Source organism: Pseudonocardia broussonetiae (assembly GCF_013155125.1).
Taxonomy (GTDB): Bacteria; Actinomycetota; Actinomycetes; order Mycobacteriales; family Pseudonocardiaceae; genus Pseudonocardia; species Pseudonocardia broussonetiae.
This window is the reverse complement of sequence record NZ_CP053564.1, coordinates 1,908,581-1,921,827: the sequence shown is the minus strand read 5'-3', so window position 1 is coordinate 1,921,827 and position 13,247 is coordinate 1,908,581. Positions and strand designations below refer to the sequence as shown.

The following is a 13,247-nucleotide window of genomic DNA, read 5'->3' as shown; positions in this document are numbered from 1 at the left end:
CGGCGGCGGGACGGTCGCGCACGGTGCGAACGTGGAGCGATGACCTCCACCTTCCGCATCGGTGACGGGCCCGCCGTGAACCGGCTCGGCTTCGGCACCATGCAGCTCACCGGCCCCGGCGTCTGGGGCCCGCCCGCCGACCCCGACACCGCGATCGCGGTGCTCCGCCGGGCCGCCGAGCTCGGCACCGACCTGTTCGACACCGCCGACTCCTACGGACCCGAGGTCGCCGAGGACCTGCTGCGGCGCGCACTCCACCCGTACGAGGGGCTGACGGTCGCCACCAAGGCCGGGCTGCTGCGCACCGGGCCGGGCGAGTGGCACCCGTGCGGGCGCCCGGAGTACCTGCGCCAGCAGTGCGAGATGTCGCTGCGCCGCCTGGGCGTCGAGCGCATCGACCTGTTCCAGCTCCACCGGATCGACCCGCAGGTCCCCGCGGACGAGCAGTTCGGCGTGCTCGCCGCGCTGCAGGCCGAGGGCAAGGTGGCGGCCGTCGGGCTGTCCGAGGTCGGCGTCGAGGAGATCGAGCGGGCGAACCGGGTCGTCGACGTCGTCACGGTGCAGAACCGCTACAACCTCGTCGACCGCGCGAGCGACGACGTCCTGCGCTGGTGCACCGAGCACGGCGTCGGGTTCCTGCCGTGGTTCCCGATCGCGTCGGGCCGGCTCGCGGAGCCGGGCGGGCCGGTCGCCGAGATCGCCGAGCGGATCGGCGCCACGGCGTCGCAGGTGGCGCTGGCGTGGCTGCTGCGGCGCTCGTCGGTGATGCTGCCGATCCCCGGGACGTCGTCGCTCGCGCACGTCGAGGAGAACGCGGCCGCGGCCGGGATCGAGCTGGACGCGGATTCGGTGGAGAAGCTCGACGCGGCGGCCTGAGCGGGATCGCGCTGGGCCGTTCGGCACGCGATCACCGGAGATCGCACACGCACCGTCGACGGGAACCCGGTCAGCGGACGGGCGAAAGCGGTCCCACTGCCCCGGACGGGTGGCCGGTCGCTACCGTCCGGCGTTCCCGCCCCTGCGGCACTCCCGCCGGCGGCGGACACCCGCGGGGTGCGCAGGCCGCTTCACGCTGGTCGGACGCCTGCCCCGCCCGGGCGCGGCGGCAGCTCCCGTTCGTGGCGCCCGACCCCCCGCGACCGACCGCGGCGCCCCGGATCGCCCGCCCCGCCCGCGGGGGCCTCCACGATCCGGGGGTGCGGGATGCGGAAAAGCGGCGTTCTCGCCTACTCAGAAGAGTGGCTCTCGGGGCCCGGGCCACCCGAACGAGCGTAATCGGCCCGCAGCCCTGTAACCGTGGCCCGGAATCCGTTTCCCCGAGCGAGTGTCCCCCGTTGTGGTGTCTGAGTGCGCTGAACGGACCAGACGTCATGGGCCGGCAGCAGGATGGACTGCGGCGCACGCAGGAGCAGCGGAGGTGGCGTGTGTCGGACTGGATCAGGGGTTACGGCGAGCGGCGGGCGGCCGCGCGCGGAGGCGGGGCCGCGGGGCGGCACGCCGTCGACGAGGACGCGGTGCTGACGCCGATCTTCCACGCGCTCAACCGCGTCGACTGGCGCGGCCGCCAGGTCGAGCCGTCGGCGCACGAGCGCGAGGCGCGGGGCCGCGAGGTCCCCGGCCGGCGCCACGCGCTCCGGGGCACCGACGCCGTCGACGAGTTCCGGCGCGACCCGCTCACCGCGCCCATCCCGGTGCAGGCCTTCGCGGCCGCCGCGGCGCCGTCGCCGGTCCTGCCGACGCGCCCGCCCCGGCGGCGCCGGTCGGCGACGACCGACTCCGGCGCCCACGCGCTCGTCGAGCCGCGCGAGGGCGGGCGGCACCACTACCGGCTGGAGACGGCCGGCAGCCGCTGAGACGACCGCCGCCCGGGGTTCGTGCCGGGCGGGGGCAGTGCGGTCGGCTGGGGAGCGGACCGCACGCACGACCAGGGGCCGGTGGCCCGCGGGGAACGGCGACGACGGACCGCCGTGCACCCCGCGGGGCGCCGGCCTCCGTGCGTCCCGGGGCTCCGCGCGTCCCGGGCCCGGGCCCGGGTTCGGGGGCCGCACCCCCTCAGGGACGCAGGCGCGCCGCCACCCCGCGGATCGCGGCCGTGGTGTCCGACCGCCGCACGCGCGTCGGCTCGCCGTCGGCCACGACCTGCTCCCCGGCCACCCACACGTCCCGCACGAGCCGGGAGCCGCCGGCCCACACGAGGTTCGACAGGAGCTGGGCGTCGTCGGCGGGGTCGGTGAAGACGGGGTCGTCGAGGTCGACGTGCACGAGGTCGGCGTGGCGGCCGGGTTCCAGCGCTCCGAGGTCGTCGCGGCCGATCGCGGCGGCGCCGTCGCGGGTGGCCATCAGCAGCAGCTCGGACGCGGTGAGGGCGGCGGCGTCGCCGCTCGTCACGCGTGCGAGGAGGCCGGCGAGGCGGGCCTCGGCCCAGACGTCGAGGTCGTCGCCGGACGCGGGCCCGTCGGTGCCCAGCCCGACGCGCACGCCGGCGCGGCGCAGCGCGGTGACCCGCGCGACCCCGGCCGCGAGCTTGGCGTTGGAGCCCGGGCAGTGCGCGACGGCGGTGCCGCGCGCGCCGAAGAGCGCGATGTCGTCGTCGGAGAGCTGGATCGAGTGCGCCGCCAGGACCCGGCCGTCGAGGACGCCGAGCGAGTCGAGCAGGGCGGGGACCGAGCCGTGGGAGGCGCGGGCGGCCGCGTCCTCCTCCGCCGCCTCGGCGACGTGCACGTGCAGCAGCGCGCCGCGGGCCCGCGCGTGCTCGCCGATCGAGGCGAGCGCCTCGGGCGGCAGCGTGTACGCCGAGTGCGGGCCGTAGCCGAGCTCCACCCGCCCGTTCACGAGCCCGTCGGCGTCGATCCGGGCGGAGATGTCGTCGCGCATCCGCTCCCAGGAGCCGAGGCGGTCCCAGCCGGGTGCGGCGATGACGCCGGGCGTCAGCAGGACGCGGGAGCCGACGGCGTCGACGGCGTCGAGCACGGCCTGGGTGTGGAAGTACATCTCGACGCTCGTCGTGCAGCCGGTGCGCAGCATCTCGACGCCGCCCGCGGTCATCGCGACGCGCACGTCGTCGCCGGTGAGGCGGGCCTCCATCGGCCACATGACCTCGTGCAGCCAGCGCAGCAGCGGCAGGTCGCCGCCGGCGCCGCGCAGCGCGAGCATCGGGGTGTGCGCGTGCGTGTTGACCAGCCCGGGCAGCAGGGCCCCGGACAGCGCGCGCACCGCGTCACCGGTCGGCGGGGCGTCCGCGCGCGGGCCGACGAACGTGATGCGGCCGGCGTCGTCGACGTCGACGACCCCGTCGCGCAGCACCGAGCACGCCGGGTCGCAGGGGAGCACGACCGGCGCGGTGAACCGGGTCACCTGCGGGGCTCGAGCAGCGAGCGCAGCGACCGGAACGGGGGCAGCCAGGCGCCGCCGTCGGGCAGCGAGTCGAGCGTGATCCGCGGGAGGGGCTCGCGGAAGACGCCGTCGATCTCCTCGAGGTCGACGAACTCCATCACGTCCGACGCCACCGCGAACGTCGCGTGCTCGCGGAACCCGATGACCGTGACGTACGTGCCCTTGGCCCGCAGCTCCTCCAGCGGCTCGCGGAACGCGCGGCCGTCGCCCGAGGCCACGACGACGTGCTCGAGCAGGCCCTCGTCGGCGCGCAGGCGGATGTGGGCGAGCATGTCGTCGTCGACGTCGGAGTCATCGGTGATCTTGGGCTTGGCGAAGACCGCGAAGCCGACGTTGCGCAGCGCCTCCACCCACGGGCGGACGACCTCGGTGCTGCCGGGCACGACGTTGGTGAAGACGGTGGCCTCGGCCAGCGCGTCCGGCCCGGCGAGGTCGAGCAGCCAGCGGCCGACCGCGTCGAACCGCGGGCGGAACGCCGCCGTCGGCCGGGCACCGAGGAGCGAGCCCAGGCTCATGTCCATGTTGGGCGCGTCCCAGACCAGCAGCACCCGGGGTGCGGGCGGCGAGGTCGGCGCGGGGCTCGTCATGGCCGCGACCCTATCCCCCGGCCCGGGATAGGGTCGCGCCACGATGGACGATCTCCCCGACGCCGCCGCGGTGGCCCGCCGCACCGCCGACGCGATGGCCCGCAACGACTCCGCCGCGCGCGGGGCGGGGGTCCGGCTCGTCGACGTCGAGCCGGGTGCGGCGAGCGTCGCGATGGTGGTCACCGAGCAGCACCTCAACGGCCACGGCATCTGCCACGGCGGGTTCCTGTTCCTGCTCGCCGACGCCGCGCTGGCGTACGCGGCGAACAGCCACGGCGTCTCCTCGTTGGCCCAGGGCGCCGACATCGCGTTCCTGCGGCCCGGGGCCCTGGGCGAGGAGCTCGTGGCCACGGCCGTCGAGCGGGCGGTGTCCGGGCGCTCCGGGCTCTACGACGTCACGGTGCGGGCGGGCGACGCGGTGGTCGCGGAGCTCCGGGGCCGGACCCGCCAGGTGCCGGGGCTGGCACCGCCCACCTGACCCGTGAGCGGATACGGGTGCCGGAGCACTCGTAACCACTCACGGGGCTCAGGGGGTGAGGTAGGCCGGGCGGGTCGCGGGGTCAGGCTCGTCGTAGTACCGGTGGTACACCGGCGTCAGGCCCCCGCTCACCGGCGGCACGATCCAGCTCCAGTCGGCGGGGCACTTCCGCCCCGCGTTCTCCTCGCGCGCCACGTGGGTGAGGAAGCGCTGGGACTCGGTGTGGTGGTCGGCCATCGTCACGCCGGCGCTGTCGAACGAGTGCTGGACCGCCCGGACCATCTCCACCATCGCGCGGTCGCGCCACAGCGTCCGCTCGGAGCTGGTGTCGAGGCCGAGGCGGTCGGCGATGGCGGGCAGCAGGTCGTAGCGGTCGGCGTCGACGAGGTTGCGGGCGCCGATCTCGGTGCCCAGGTACCAGCCGTTGAACGGGGCGGCGGGGTAGGTGATGCCGCCGACCTCCAGCGGCATGTTGCTGATCGCGGGCACCGCGTGCCAGCGCAGGCGCAGGTCGGCGAACCACGCGTGGTCGGGGTGGTGGAGCGGCACCTCGAGCACGGCGTCGGCGGGGATCTCGTGCAGCTCGGGCTCGGCGTCGCCGCGGGAGACCACCAGCGGCAGCACGTCGAAGCGGCCGAGCGGGTCGGGCCGCTGCCAGCCCATCGCGACGACCCGGTCGGTGAAGTCGGCGTACCGGCCGTCGCCGCGGACCTGCCCGCTCGCCGTGCGGTGCCCGGCGTAGCGGATGAGCTGCTCGTTGTGGATGCGCGGCCCGGGGTCGCCGGGGCGGTCCGGCGCGAAGACGGTGAGGGTGGAGCGGATGCGGCCGTCGCGCCCGGCGTCGCGCAGGTGCGCGACGCACTCGGCGGCGACCTCGGCGGGCTCGGTCACCGTGCGGCGGTCCCGGACGCGCAGGCTGTTCCAGTAGAGCCGGCCGATGCAGCGGGCCGCGTTGCGCCACGCCACCCGGGCGCCGAACGTCAGCTCGTCGGTGGTGTGGACGTAGGTGCCGGTGTCCTCGATCTCGCGGCGCACCTCGTCGAGGCGGCCCTCCAGCGTCTGGGCCGGGGTGGTCTCGTCGTGGAACTGCGCCAGGAACGTCGTCGCCGCCTCGACCAGCGCCGACTCCGCCAGGGGCTCGGACGCGTGCCTGACCGGGCAGGTCCGCGGCGCCGGCACAAGGGTGTTCCCATCCACCAACGCCGTCACGCACGCCCCGCTCTCGCTCTAGCCCGTTCCCCCGTACCGGGGCCGTTGACCTTCCTACACGGTCACGAAGCGTGATCGCCAGTGCGCTCGGCGCAACGACGCCTATAGACGAGGTCGTGCACGTCGCGGCCCTCCTGGTGCGCACGGTGCTCGAACTTGGTCACGGGGCGCCAAACCGGGCGCGGCGTCCACCCACCCGGCTCGGCCGCCGCGGTGTTCTCCAACAGGTGTTCGCCGTCACACACCGTGCGCATCTGGGTGGCGTAGTCGTCCCAGTCCGTGGCCAGGTGCAGGGTGCCGCCGGGCACCAGACGGGAGGCGACGAGCGCCGCCACCTCGGGCTGCACGAGGCGCCGCTTGCGGTGCTTGCGCTTGGGCCAGGGGTCGGGGAAGAAGATCCGGACGGCCGCGAGCGACGCCTCCGGCACCCGCGTCCGCAGCAGCTCGACGGCGTCGCCGCGCAGCAGCGCGAGGTTGGTGAGCCCCAGCTCCTCGACCCGCATGAGCAGCTGCGCGAGGCCGGGCTCGAACACCTCGACGGCGAGGTGGTCGCGCTCCGGGGCCGCCGCGGCCAGTGCCGCCGTCGACTCGCCCATGCCGGAGCCGATCTCCAGGACCAGCGGCGCCTCGCGGCCGAACCACGCCGCCGGGTCGTAGGCGACGGTGCCCGCGACGAGGTCGGCCACGTCGCGGCCGAGCACCGGCCACGAGCGGTCCCAGGCCCGCTGCTGACCCTCGGTCAACCGCGCGCGGTGGTGCACGAAGCTCGTGATGCGGGCGGTGGGCCGGGCCTCGGTGGGCGCGCCGGTCGGCGGGCGCGTGGACACGCGGGCTCCTTCGTGACGGGGCGGGGGGCCGTTCACGATCGCACACCGTTCTCCCGATCGGCCCCGCGCCGGTCCCCGCCCTGCCACCCTGCCCGCCATGCCCGACCGCTTCGCCGACGCCGTGCGCGCCCGGCGCCGGGAGCTGCGCGAGCGCCTCGCGCTGCTGACCCCCGCCCGCGCCGATCTCCGGGACGCCCTCGCCGCCGCCCGCGTCACGACGCTCGCGCAGGCCGCGGCCGATCTCGCCGACGTCCGGCGCACCCTCGACGGGCACCCCGCCGCCGCGGTGGCCGCCGCGGCCCGCGCCGTCGAGGTCGCCGCCTGTGCCGACTGGTCGGCGCGCGCCGTGGCGGCCGAGCGCGGCACGGCCGCCGACCGGGGCGTCGCGCTGCCGGCGCCGCCGGAGGACCCGCTCCCGCCGCGCACCCCGGACCCGCCGGCGCCGCCGCGCACGCGCGTCGTCGAGGTCCTCGCCGACGCGGGCACGTGGCGGCGCCGGCGCCGCCGCGCACGCGCGTCGTCGAGGTCCTCGCCGACGCGGGCACGTGGCGCCTGGCGGTGCTGCCGCTCGCGGTCGCGCCGCTGTCGGGGTTCGCGGGGCCCGCGGTGCTGCTGCCCGCTGTCGGGGCGGCCGTGCTGGTGCTCGTCGCCGTCGTCCGCGCGCGCCGCGCCGCCGCCGACCGGGCCCGGCTGCACCGCTGGGGCACCGACCTCCTGGCGGCTGCGCACGCCCGCCTCGACGCCGAGCTCGCCCGCCGCACCGCCGTCCGCACCACGGCCGCGGCCGCCCGCCTCGACGCGGCGCTGGCCCGGTGCCGCGCGGAGGCCGGGGCCGAGCTCGCCCTGCTCACCCCCGCCCGGGAGGCCGCCGATGTCCCGTGATCCCCGTTCGGTCCCGGACGACGAGCAGCCGCCCTGCGCCGACGTCACCGACGGCCTCGACACCGACGGCGACGGCGATGCCGACTCGGTGTTCACCGAGCACCCGGCGGGTGACCTGCTGCTGCACGTCGACCTCGACGCCGACGGCCTCGCCGACCGCACCTTCGCCCTGCGCGCCGACGGCACCACCGGCGTCCGCGACTGCGACGACGAGCCGCCGAGCCTGGTCGACGTGCTCCTGCGCCTGCTGCCGCGGTGGCCGTGACCGATCCGTGACCACGGGCGCGTAGCCGTACGCATCCCCTCGCGCCCGCACGGACCGATCATGGCGCCATGACCAGCACACCCGACCTCGCCGCGGAGCTCGCGAGCCTGGGCCGGCGGCTCGACAGCGTCGAGGCCCGGCTGCAGGCGTTCGGCGTGCCGGAGGCGGGGCCGAGCGCCCCCGTGGGGGCCGCCGACGCTCCCTCCGACGCCCCGGCCGGAGCGTCCGCCGACGCCGTTATGAGCGTGCTGGAGCGCCCGGCCGCGCCCACCGCGCCCCGGGGAACGCCTGCGGCTCCGGCGTGGGGACCGCCGTCCGGGGCTCCGGCGTGGGGACCGCCGCCCTCCGCGCCCTGGGCGCCCCAGCCGCAGCCTCAGCCGCAGCCGGCAGCGCCCTGGTCCACCGGCCTGCCCGCCGGGTGGGGCCGCCCGCCCGTCGCCGCGCCGGGCGCCCCCGCCCCGGCCTCGCGGGCCACCGCGGGCGGCGCCCGGCTCCTGGCCTGGACCGGCGGCGCGATGACGCTGCTGGGCGTGGTGCTGTTCCTGGCCCTGGCCGCGTCGCGGGGCTGGGGCACGCCGGCCGCACGCGTGTGGTCGGGCGCCGTGCTCGGCGTGGTGCTGGTGGCGTTCGGGACGTGGATGCACCGCGTCGAGACGCGCCGCGGCGGGGCGCTGGCGGTGGCCGGCACCGGGTTCGCGGCCCTGTACCTGGTGGTCGCGGCCGCGAACCGGCTGCTCGGGCTCGCCGAGCCGCTCGCCGTGCTGCTGGCCCTGGTCGTCGCCGCGGCCGGGCTCGCGCTGGCCGACCGCTGGCGCTCGGCGCTGCTCGCGTCCGGCATCGTCGTCGGGGGTGCGGTGCTCGCGCCGGTGCTCGTCGAGGGTCCGCTGCTCGTCGCGCTGCTGCTGGCGCTGCAGGTCGCGGTGGCCGCCGTGGCGCTGCGCCGCGGCTGGTCCTGGCCCGCCCTGCTCGCCGCGGCGGGTCCCGCGCTGACCGCGTCGGTCGTCGTGTTCGACAGCGACCCGTGGCGGATCCTCGCGGTCCTCGCCACCGCGCTGCTCGGCCTGGCCGGCGCCGCCCTCGCGGTGCGCCGTCTGCCCGACGGCGTGGTCGGCGGGCTCGTCGCGCTGGCCGTGCTGCCCGCGCTGGTGCTCGGCCCCGAGGTCGACGGCTGGGGCGGCGCGGGCATCGCGGCGGCCGCCGGGCTGCTCGCCCTCGCCCTGCTGGCGGTGCCCGGAGTCGGGTCGCGGCTGCGCGCCGCGCTCGTCGCGGTCGCCGCGGTGGCCGTCCTGGAGGCGGTGCTGGTCGCCCTCGACGGCCCGGTCGCCACGGGCACGCTGCTGGTGGTCGCGGTCGCGCTGGCCGGCACCGCCGTGGCCGTGCGCGACCGGCTGCCGTTCGTCGTCGCCGGTGGGTTCTGGCTGGTGGGGACACTGCTGGCGATCGCCGTCGACGCCCCGATCGCCGCGCTCGTCGACTTCCCCCAGTACCCCTACCTCGTCGACGGCCGGGGGCAGACGGCCGAGCTCGTCGGCGGGATCGTGGTGTCGCTGCTGGTGCTGCTCGCCTCCGTCGCGCTCACGGTGGCCGGCGGGCGGCTGCGGCTGGTGCGCCCCGACTCCGCGACGGCCGGGATCTGGGTGCCGCTCGGCGTCGCCGGCCTCTACGGCACGGCCGGGCTGATCGTGACGCTGGCGCTGCTGGTCTCGCCCGAGCGCACCGCGTTCACCGTCGGGCACGCGATCGTCACCGTGTCCTGGACGGTGGTGGCGCTCGTGCTGCTGGCCCGCGGCCTGCGCCGCCCCGCGCTGCGGGTGACCGGGCTGGTGCTGGTGGCCGGCGCCGTCGCCAAGCTGGTCCTGTTCGACCTGGTGGTGCTCGACGGGCTGGCGCAGGTCGCCGCGTTCCTCGGCGCCGGGCTGGTGCTGCTGGCCGCGGGCACCCGCTACGCGCGGATGGTCGCCGAAGCGGGATAGGGCCGGGGCGGGACGGGTCCGGCGCCGGATAGGTTCGGGGCATGCCAGACCTGGACCCGGTGTTCGCGGGCCTCCCGCTCGCCGCGCTCGCCGACGCCGCCCTCTCCCGCGCCCGCGACCTGGGGGCCCAGCACGCCGACCTGCGGGTCGAGCGGATCGTGTCGCAGTCGGTCGACCTGCGCGACGGCCGCGTCACCGGCGTCGCCGACGACGTGGCCGTCGGGCTGGCGGTCCGCGTGATCGTCGACGGGGTGTGGGGCTTCGCCTCGCACGGCGACCTCACCCCCGACCGGGCCGCCGCCACCGCCGAGCGCGCGGTGGCCGTCGCGCGGACGCTGGCGCCCGTCGCGATCGAGCGGGTGGAACGGGCCGACGAGCCGGTGCACGCGGGCGTCGAGTGGATCTCCGCCTACGACGTCGACCCCTTCGACGTCCCGACGCGCGACAAGGTCGGGCTGCTCACCGAGTGGTCGCAGCGGCTGCTCGCCTCCGACGGCGTCGACCACGTCCACGCGGGCGTCGCGCAGGTGCGGGAGAACAAGTTCTACGCCGACCTCACCGGCACCCGCACCACCCAGCAGCGCGTGCGGATCGCGCCGGCGTTCACCGCCACCGCCGTGGACCGCGGCGCCGGGGCGTTCGAGACGATGAGCAGCCTCGCCCCGCCCGCGGGCCGCGGCTGGGAGTACCTGACCGGCACCGGGTGGGACTGGGACGCCGAGCTCGCCGAGGTGCCCGCCCTGCTGGCCGAGAAGACGAAGGCGCCCAGCGTCATCGCGGGCGCGTACGACCTGGTCATCGACCCGACGAACCTCTGGCTCACCATCCACGAGTCGGTCGGGCACGCCACCGAGTACGACCGCGCGATCGGCTACGAGGCCGCCTACGCCGGCTCCAGCTTCGCCACGCCCGACCTGCTCGGCACGCTGCGCTACGGCTCCGAGCACATGCACGTCACCGGCGACCGGACCGTCCCGCACGGGCTCGCCACCGTCGGCTACGACGACGACGGCGTCGCCACCACCGAGTGGGACCTCGTGCGCGACGGCGTGCTGGTCGGCTACCAGCTCGACCGCACGTTCGCCCCGCGCCTGGGGCTGGAGCGCTCCAACGGCTGCGCCTTCGCCGACTCGCCGCACCACGTGCCGATCCAGCGGATGGCGAACGTGTCGCTGCAGCCCGATCCCGTGCGCGACACGTCGACCGAGGAGCTCGTCGCGGGCGTCGAGCGGGGGATCTACGTCGTCGGCGACAAGTCGTGGTCGATCGACATGCAGCGCTACAACTTCCAGTTCACCGGCCAGCGGTTCTACAAGATCGAGAACGGGCAGCTGGCGGGGCAGCTCCGCGACGTCGCCTACCAGGCCACGACCACCGACTTCTGGGGTTCGCTCGACGCCGTCGGCGGCCCGTCGACCTGGGTCCTGCACGGCGCGATGAACTGCGGCAAGGCCCAGCCCGGGCAGGTGGCGGCGGTGAGCCACGGCTGCCCGTCGGCGCGCTTCCGCGGCGTCACCGTGCTCAACACGCAGGAGGAGGGCTCGTGAGGGCGCAGGAGATCGTCGAGCGGACGCTGGCGGCGGCCGCGCACCTGCACGGGTGCGCCGTGCTCGTGCAGGAGTCGAGCGAGGCCGTGCTGCGCTGGGCCAACTCGACGATGACGACCAACGGGCACACGACCGCGGCGCGCGTGAGCGTGGTCGCGCTGGTGGCCGTCGAGGGCGGCACGGCGGCGGGCGTCGTCAGCACCGGGGTGACGATCACCGACCCGGCCCGGCTCGACGAGCTGGTGGCCGCCGCGGAGGCCTCGGCGCGCGACGCCGGCCCCGCGCAGGACGCCATGCCGCTGCCCGGGCCCACCACCACCGACGCGGCCTGGGACGACCCCGCGGTCGAGACGTCGATCGGCGTGTACTCGGCGTTCGCCGAGGGCCTGGCCGAGGTGCTCGCCGGGCCGGAGCGCCAGTACGGGTTCGCCAGCCACGAGCTGACGACCACCTGGCTCGGCACCTCGGCCGGCGTGCGGCGCCGCTGGGTGCAGCCGACGGGCTCGGTGGAGCTCAACGCGAAGACGCAGGACCTGTCGGGGTCGGCGTGGGTGGGGGCGTCGACGGCCGACTTCACCGACGTCGACGTCGTCGACCTCGCGGCGCAGGCCGCCCGCCGCCTCGAGTGGGGGAAGCGGCGCGTCACGCTGCCGGCGGGGAAGTACGAGACGCTGCTGCCGCCGTCGGCGGTGTCGGACCTGATGATCTACCTGGCGTGGTCGATGGACGGGCGCCCGGCGCAGGAGGGCCGCAGCGCGCTGTCCGGCCCGGACGGCCCGCGCGTCGGCGAGCGCCTGACCGACCTGCCGCTCACCCTGGCCTGCGACCCCGCCGCGCCGGGCCTGGAGTACGAGCCGTTCGTGTCGACGACCCGCTCCGGCGACGCGGTGTCGGTGTTCGACAACGGCGCGCCCGTGCGGCGCGTCGACTGGGTCCGCGAGGGCGTCATCAGCGAGCTCGGCTACTCCCGCGCGGAGGCCGCCGAGTTCGGCACGACGTTCACCCCGGGTGGCGACAACCTCCTGCTCACCGGCGGTTCGGACGCGTCGCTGGAGGACATGGTCGCCCGCACCGACCGCGGCCTGCTGCTGACCTGCCTCTGGTACATCCGGCTCGTCGACCCCGCCACGCTGCTGCTCACCGGCCTCACCCGGGACGGGGTGTACCTCGTGGAGGGCGGCGAGATCGTCGGCGAGGTCGACCACAACTTCCGCTTCAACCACTCCCCGCTCGACGTCCTGCGCTCGGCCACCGAGGTCGGCGCCACCGGGCGGACGCTGCCGCGGGAGTGGAAGGACTGGTTCACGCGCGCGGCGATGCCGCCGGTGCGGGTCCCGGACTTCACGATGTCGTCGGTGTCGCTGGGCCGTTGAGTCACCGGGCCGGTGAGACATCGGCCGGTGAGCGGTCCCGCCGACGGGGGCCACCCGTCCGGCGATCCGCCCCTCACCCGACCAGGCTGACCGGTTGCACACAGCGCGTGATGGACACCATCGGGCGACGATCGGCGTGCCGGAGGCGACCCGGGCGGGGTCGGTGTCGTTGACTGTGCGAGCGCGCCGACGACGTCGCGGGAATCCCGGTTCGAGCCCGAGAGGGGCCCTGCCCGTGTCCTACGAGATGGTCAGCGCCTACACGCTGCTGGTCGGCCAGACCGACGGCGAACCCACCGTCAGCGTGCACACCACCGCCGACGACGCCTGGCGCACGCTGGACCGCGAGGTCCGCGAGCGCTGCGGCATGCGCCCGCGCCCCCGCCGCCGGGCCGACGCCGACGCCATCGCCCGCCTGGCCAACGCGTGGCGGGCGGGCGACCCGGAGAGCCGGTACTGGAACGTCACGACCCACCGCCTGCCCATCCCGGTGCCGGAGATCGCCCGGCGTCCGGTGCCGGTGGAGCCGGCCCCGTCCCTGGTCCGGGCGACGTCGAGGTGGATCTTCGGGTAGGGCGCGCCCGCGACCCCCTTCCCCCCGCCTCGGCACCTCCTCCCCACCTCGGCACCCCCTCCCTACCGCGCCCCCCGCCGCACCCGCTCGGGCCCGCACGCCCCTGGGCGCCGCACCCCCGCCGAGCGCCGCATCCCCT

The 13,247-nt window shown here is 76.6% G+C and carries 13 protein-coding genes; 9 read left to right on the top strand and 4 right to left on the bottom strand.

What is annotated here, in order from left to right; translation table 11 throughout:
- Positions 1-39: 39 nt before the first annotated feature.
- Complete coding sequence (locus tag HOP40_RS09465; RefSeq protein ID WP_172156768.1) at positions 40-876, top strand: aldo/keto reductase; 837 nt, start codon at positions 40-42, stop codon at positions 874-876.
- A gap of 548 nt (positions 877-1,424) precedes the next feature.
- Positions 1,425-1,853, top strand: coding sequence for a hypothetical protein (locus HOP40_RS09460; RefSeq protein WP_172156767.1), 429 nt, complete (start codon positions 1,425-1,427; stop codon positions 1,851-1,853).
- A gap of 199 nt (positions 1,854-2,052) precedes the next feature.
- Here HOP40_RS09460 and HOP40_RS09455 read toward each other — a convergent pair whose 3' ends face one another.
- Positions 2,053-3,354 carry an amidohydrolase family protein gene (locus HOP40_RS09455; protein WP_172156766.1) on the bottom strand — a complete coding sequence of 434 codons (1,302 nt, stop codon included), beginning with the start codon at positions 3,352-3,354 and terminating at the stop codon, positions 2,053-2,055.
- On the bottom strand, positions 3,351-3,980 hold the full coding sequence (locus tag HOP40_RS09450) for an NYN domain-containing protein (protein ID WP_172156765.1): 630 nt from the start codon (positions 3,978-3,980) through the stop codon (positions 3,351-3,353). The genes HOP40_RS09455 and HOP40_RS09450 overlap by 4 nt, the downstream gene beginning before the upstream one ends.
- Positions 3,981-4,023: 43 nt before the next feature.
- Here HOP40_RS09450 and paaI point away from each other — a divergent pair, with 43 nt between their 5' ends.
- The gene (gene paaI, locus HOP40_RS09445) at positions 4,024-4,458 is read left to right on the top strand and encodes a hydroxyphenylacetyl-CoA thioesterase PaaI (protein ID WP_172156764.1); all 435 of its coding nucleotides are present in this window, start codon (positions 4,024-4,026) and stop codon (positions 4,456-4,458) included.
- Positions 4,459-4,506: 48 nt separating this feature from the next.
- On the opposite strand, the gene HOP40_RS09440 is transcribed toward paaI, so the two are convergent.
- Together HOP40_RS09440 and trmB are read right to left on the bottom strand one after the other, a co-directional pair.
- A complete protein-coding gene (locus HOP40_RS09440; protein WP_172156763.1) occupies positions 4,507-5,637 on the bottom strand; it encodes a nitric oxide synthase oxygenase in 1,131 nt (376 codons plus the stop codon).
- 92 nt (positions 5,638-5,729) lie between these two features.
- Positions 5,730-6,440, bottom strand: coding sequence for a tRNA (guanosine(46)-N7)-methyltransferase TrmB (gene trmB, locus HOP40_RS09435; protein ID WP_240157766.1), 711 nt, complete (start codon positions 6,438-6,440; stop codon positions 5,730-5,732).
- 540 nt (positions 6,441-6,980) lie between these two features.
- Here trmB and HOP40_RS09430 point away from each other — a divergent pair.
- The 6 genes from HOP40_RS09430 to HOP40_RS09405 all read left to right on the top strand — a co-directional run bounded on the left by HOP40_RS09430 (position 6,981) and on the right by HOP40_RS09405 (position 13,108).
- Positions 6,981-7,376: a hypothetical protein gene (locus HOP40_RS09430; RefSeq protein WP_172156760.1), complete on the top strand. Its 396-nt coding sequence runs from the start codon at positions 6,981-6,983 to the stop codon at positions 7,374-7,376.
- Entirely contained in the window at positions 7,366-7,641 is a 276-nt protein-coding gene (locus tag HOP40_RS09425; RefSeq protein ID WP_172156758.1) for a hypothetical protein, read from the top strand. The genes HOP40_RS09430 and HOP40_RS09425 overlap by 11 nt, the downstream gene beginning before the upstream one ends.
- A gap of 68 nt (positions 7,642-7,709) precedes the next feature.
- Complete coding sequence (locus HOP40_RS09420) at positions 7,710-9,614, top strand: DUF2339 domain-containing protein (RefSeq protein ID WP_172156756.1); 1,905 nt, start codon at positions 7,710-7,712, stop codon at positions 9,612-9,614.
- A gap of 41 nt (positions 9,615-9,655) precedes the next feature.
- Positions 9,656-11,161, top strand: a complete 1,506-nt coding sequence (locus HOP40_RS09415) for a TldD/PmbA family protein (protein WP_172156754.1) — start codon at positions 9,656-9,658, stop codon at positions 11,159-11,161.
- The gene (locus HOP40_RS09410; RefSeq protein WP_172156752.1) at positions 11,158-12,534 is read left to right on the top strand and encodes a metallopeptidase TldD-related protein; all 1,377 of its coding nucleotides are present in this window, start codon (positions 11,158-11,160) and stop codon (positions 12,532-12,534) included. The genes HOP40_RS09415 and HOP40_RS09410 overlap by 4 nt, the downstream gene beginning before the upstream one ends.
- A gap of 235 nt (positions 12,535-12,769) precedes the next feature.
- Complete coding sequence (locus HOP40_RS09405) at positions 12,770-13,108, top strand: hypothetical protein (protein ID WP_172156750.1); 339 nt, start codon at positions 12,770-12,772, stop codon at positions 13,106-13,108.
- Positions 13,109-13,247: the final 139 nt, after the last annotated feature.

Coding starts and splice junctions, on each gene's coding strand:
- HOP40_RS09465 (WP_172156768.1), top strand. CDS start 40: ATGACCTCCACCTTCCGCATCGGTGACGGGCCCGCCGTGAACCGGCTC.
- HOP40_RS09450 (WP_172156765.1), bottom strand. CDS start 3,980: ATGACGAGCCCCGCGCCGACCTCGCCGCCCGCACCCCGGGTGCTGCTG.
- paaI (WP_172156764.1), top strand. CDS start 4,024: ATGGACGATCTCCCCGACGCCGCCGCGGTGGCCCGCCGCACCGCCGAC.
- HOP40_RS09425 (WP_172156758.1), top strand. CDS start 7,366: ATGTCCCGTGATCCCCGTTCGGTCCCGGACGACGAGCAGCCGCCCTGC.
- HOP40_RS09420 (WP_172156756.1), top strand. CDS start 7,710: ATGACCAGCACACCCGACCTCGCCGCGGAGCTCGCGAGCCTGGGCCGG.
- HOP40_RS09415 (WP_172156754.1), top strand. CDS start 9,656: ATGCCAGACCTGGACCCGGTGTTCGCGGGCCTCCCGCTCGCCGCGCTC.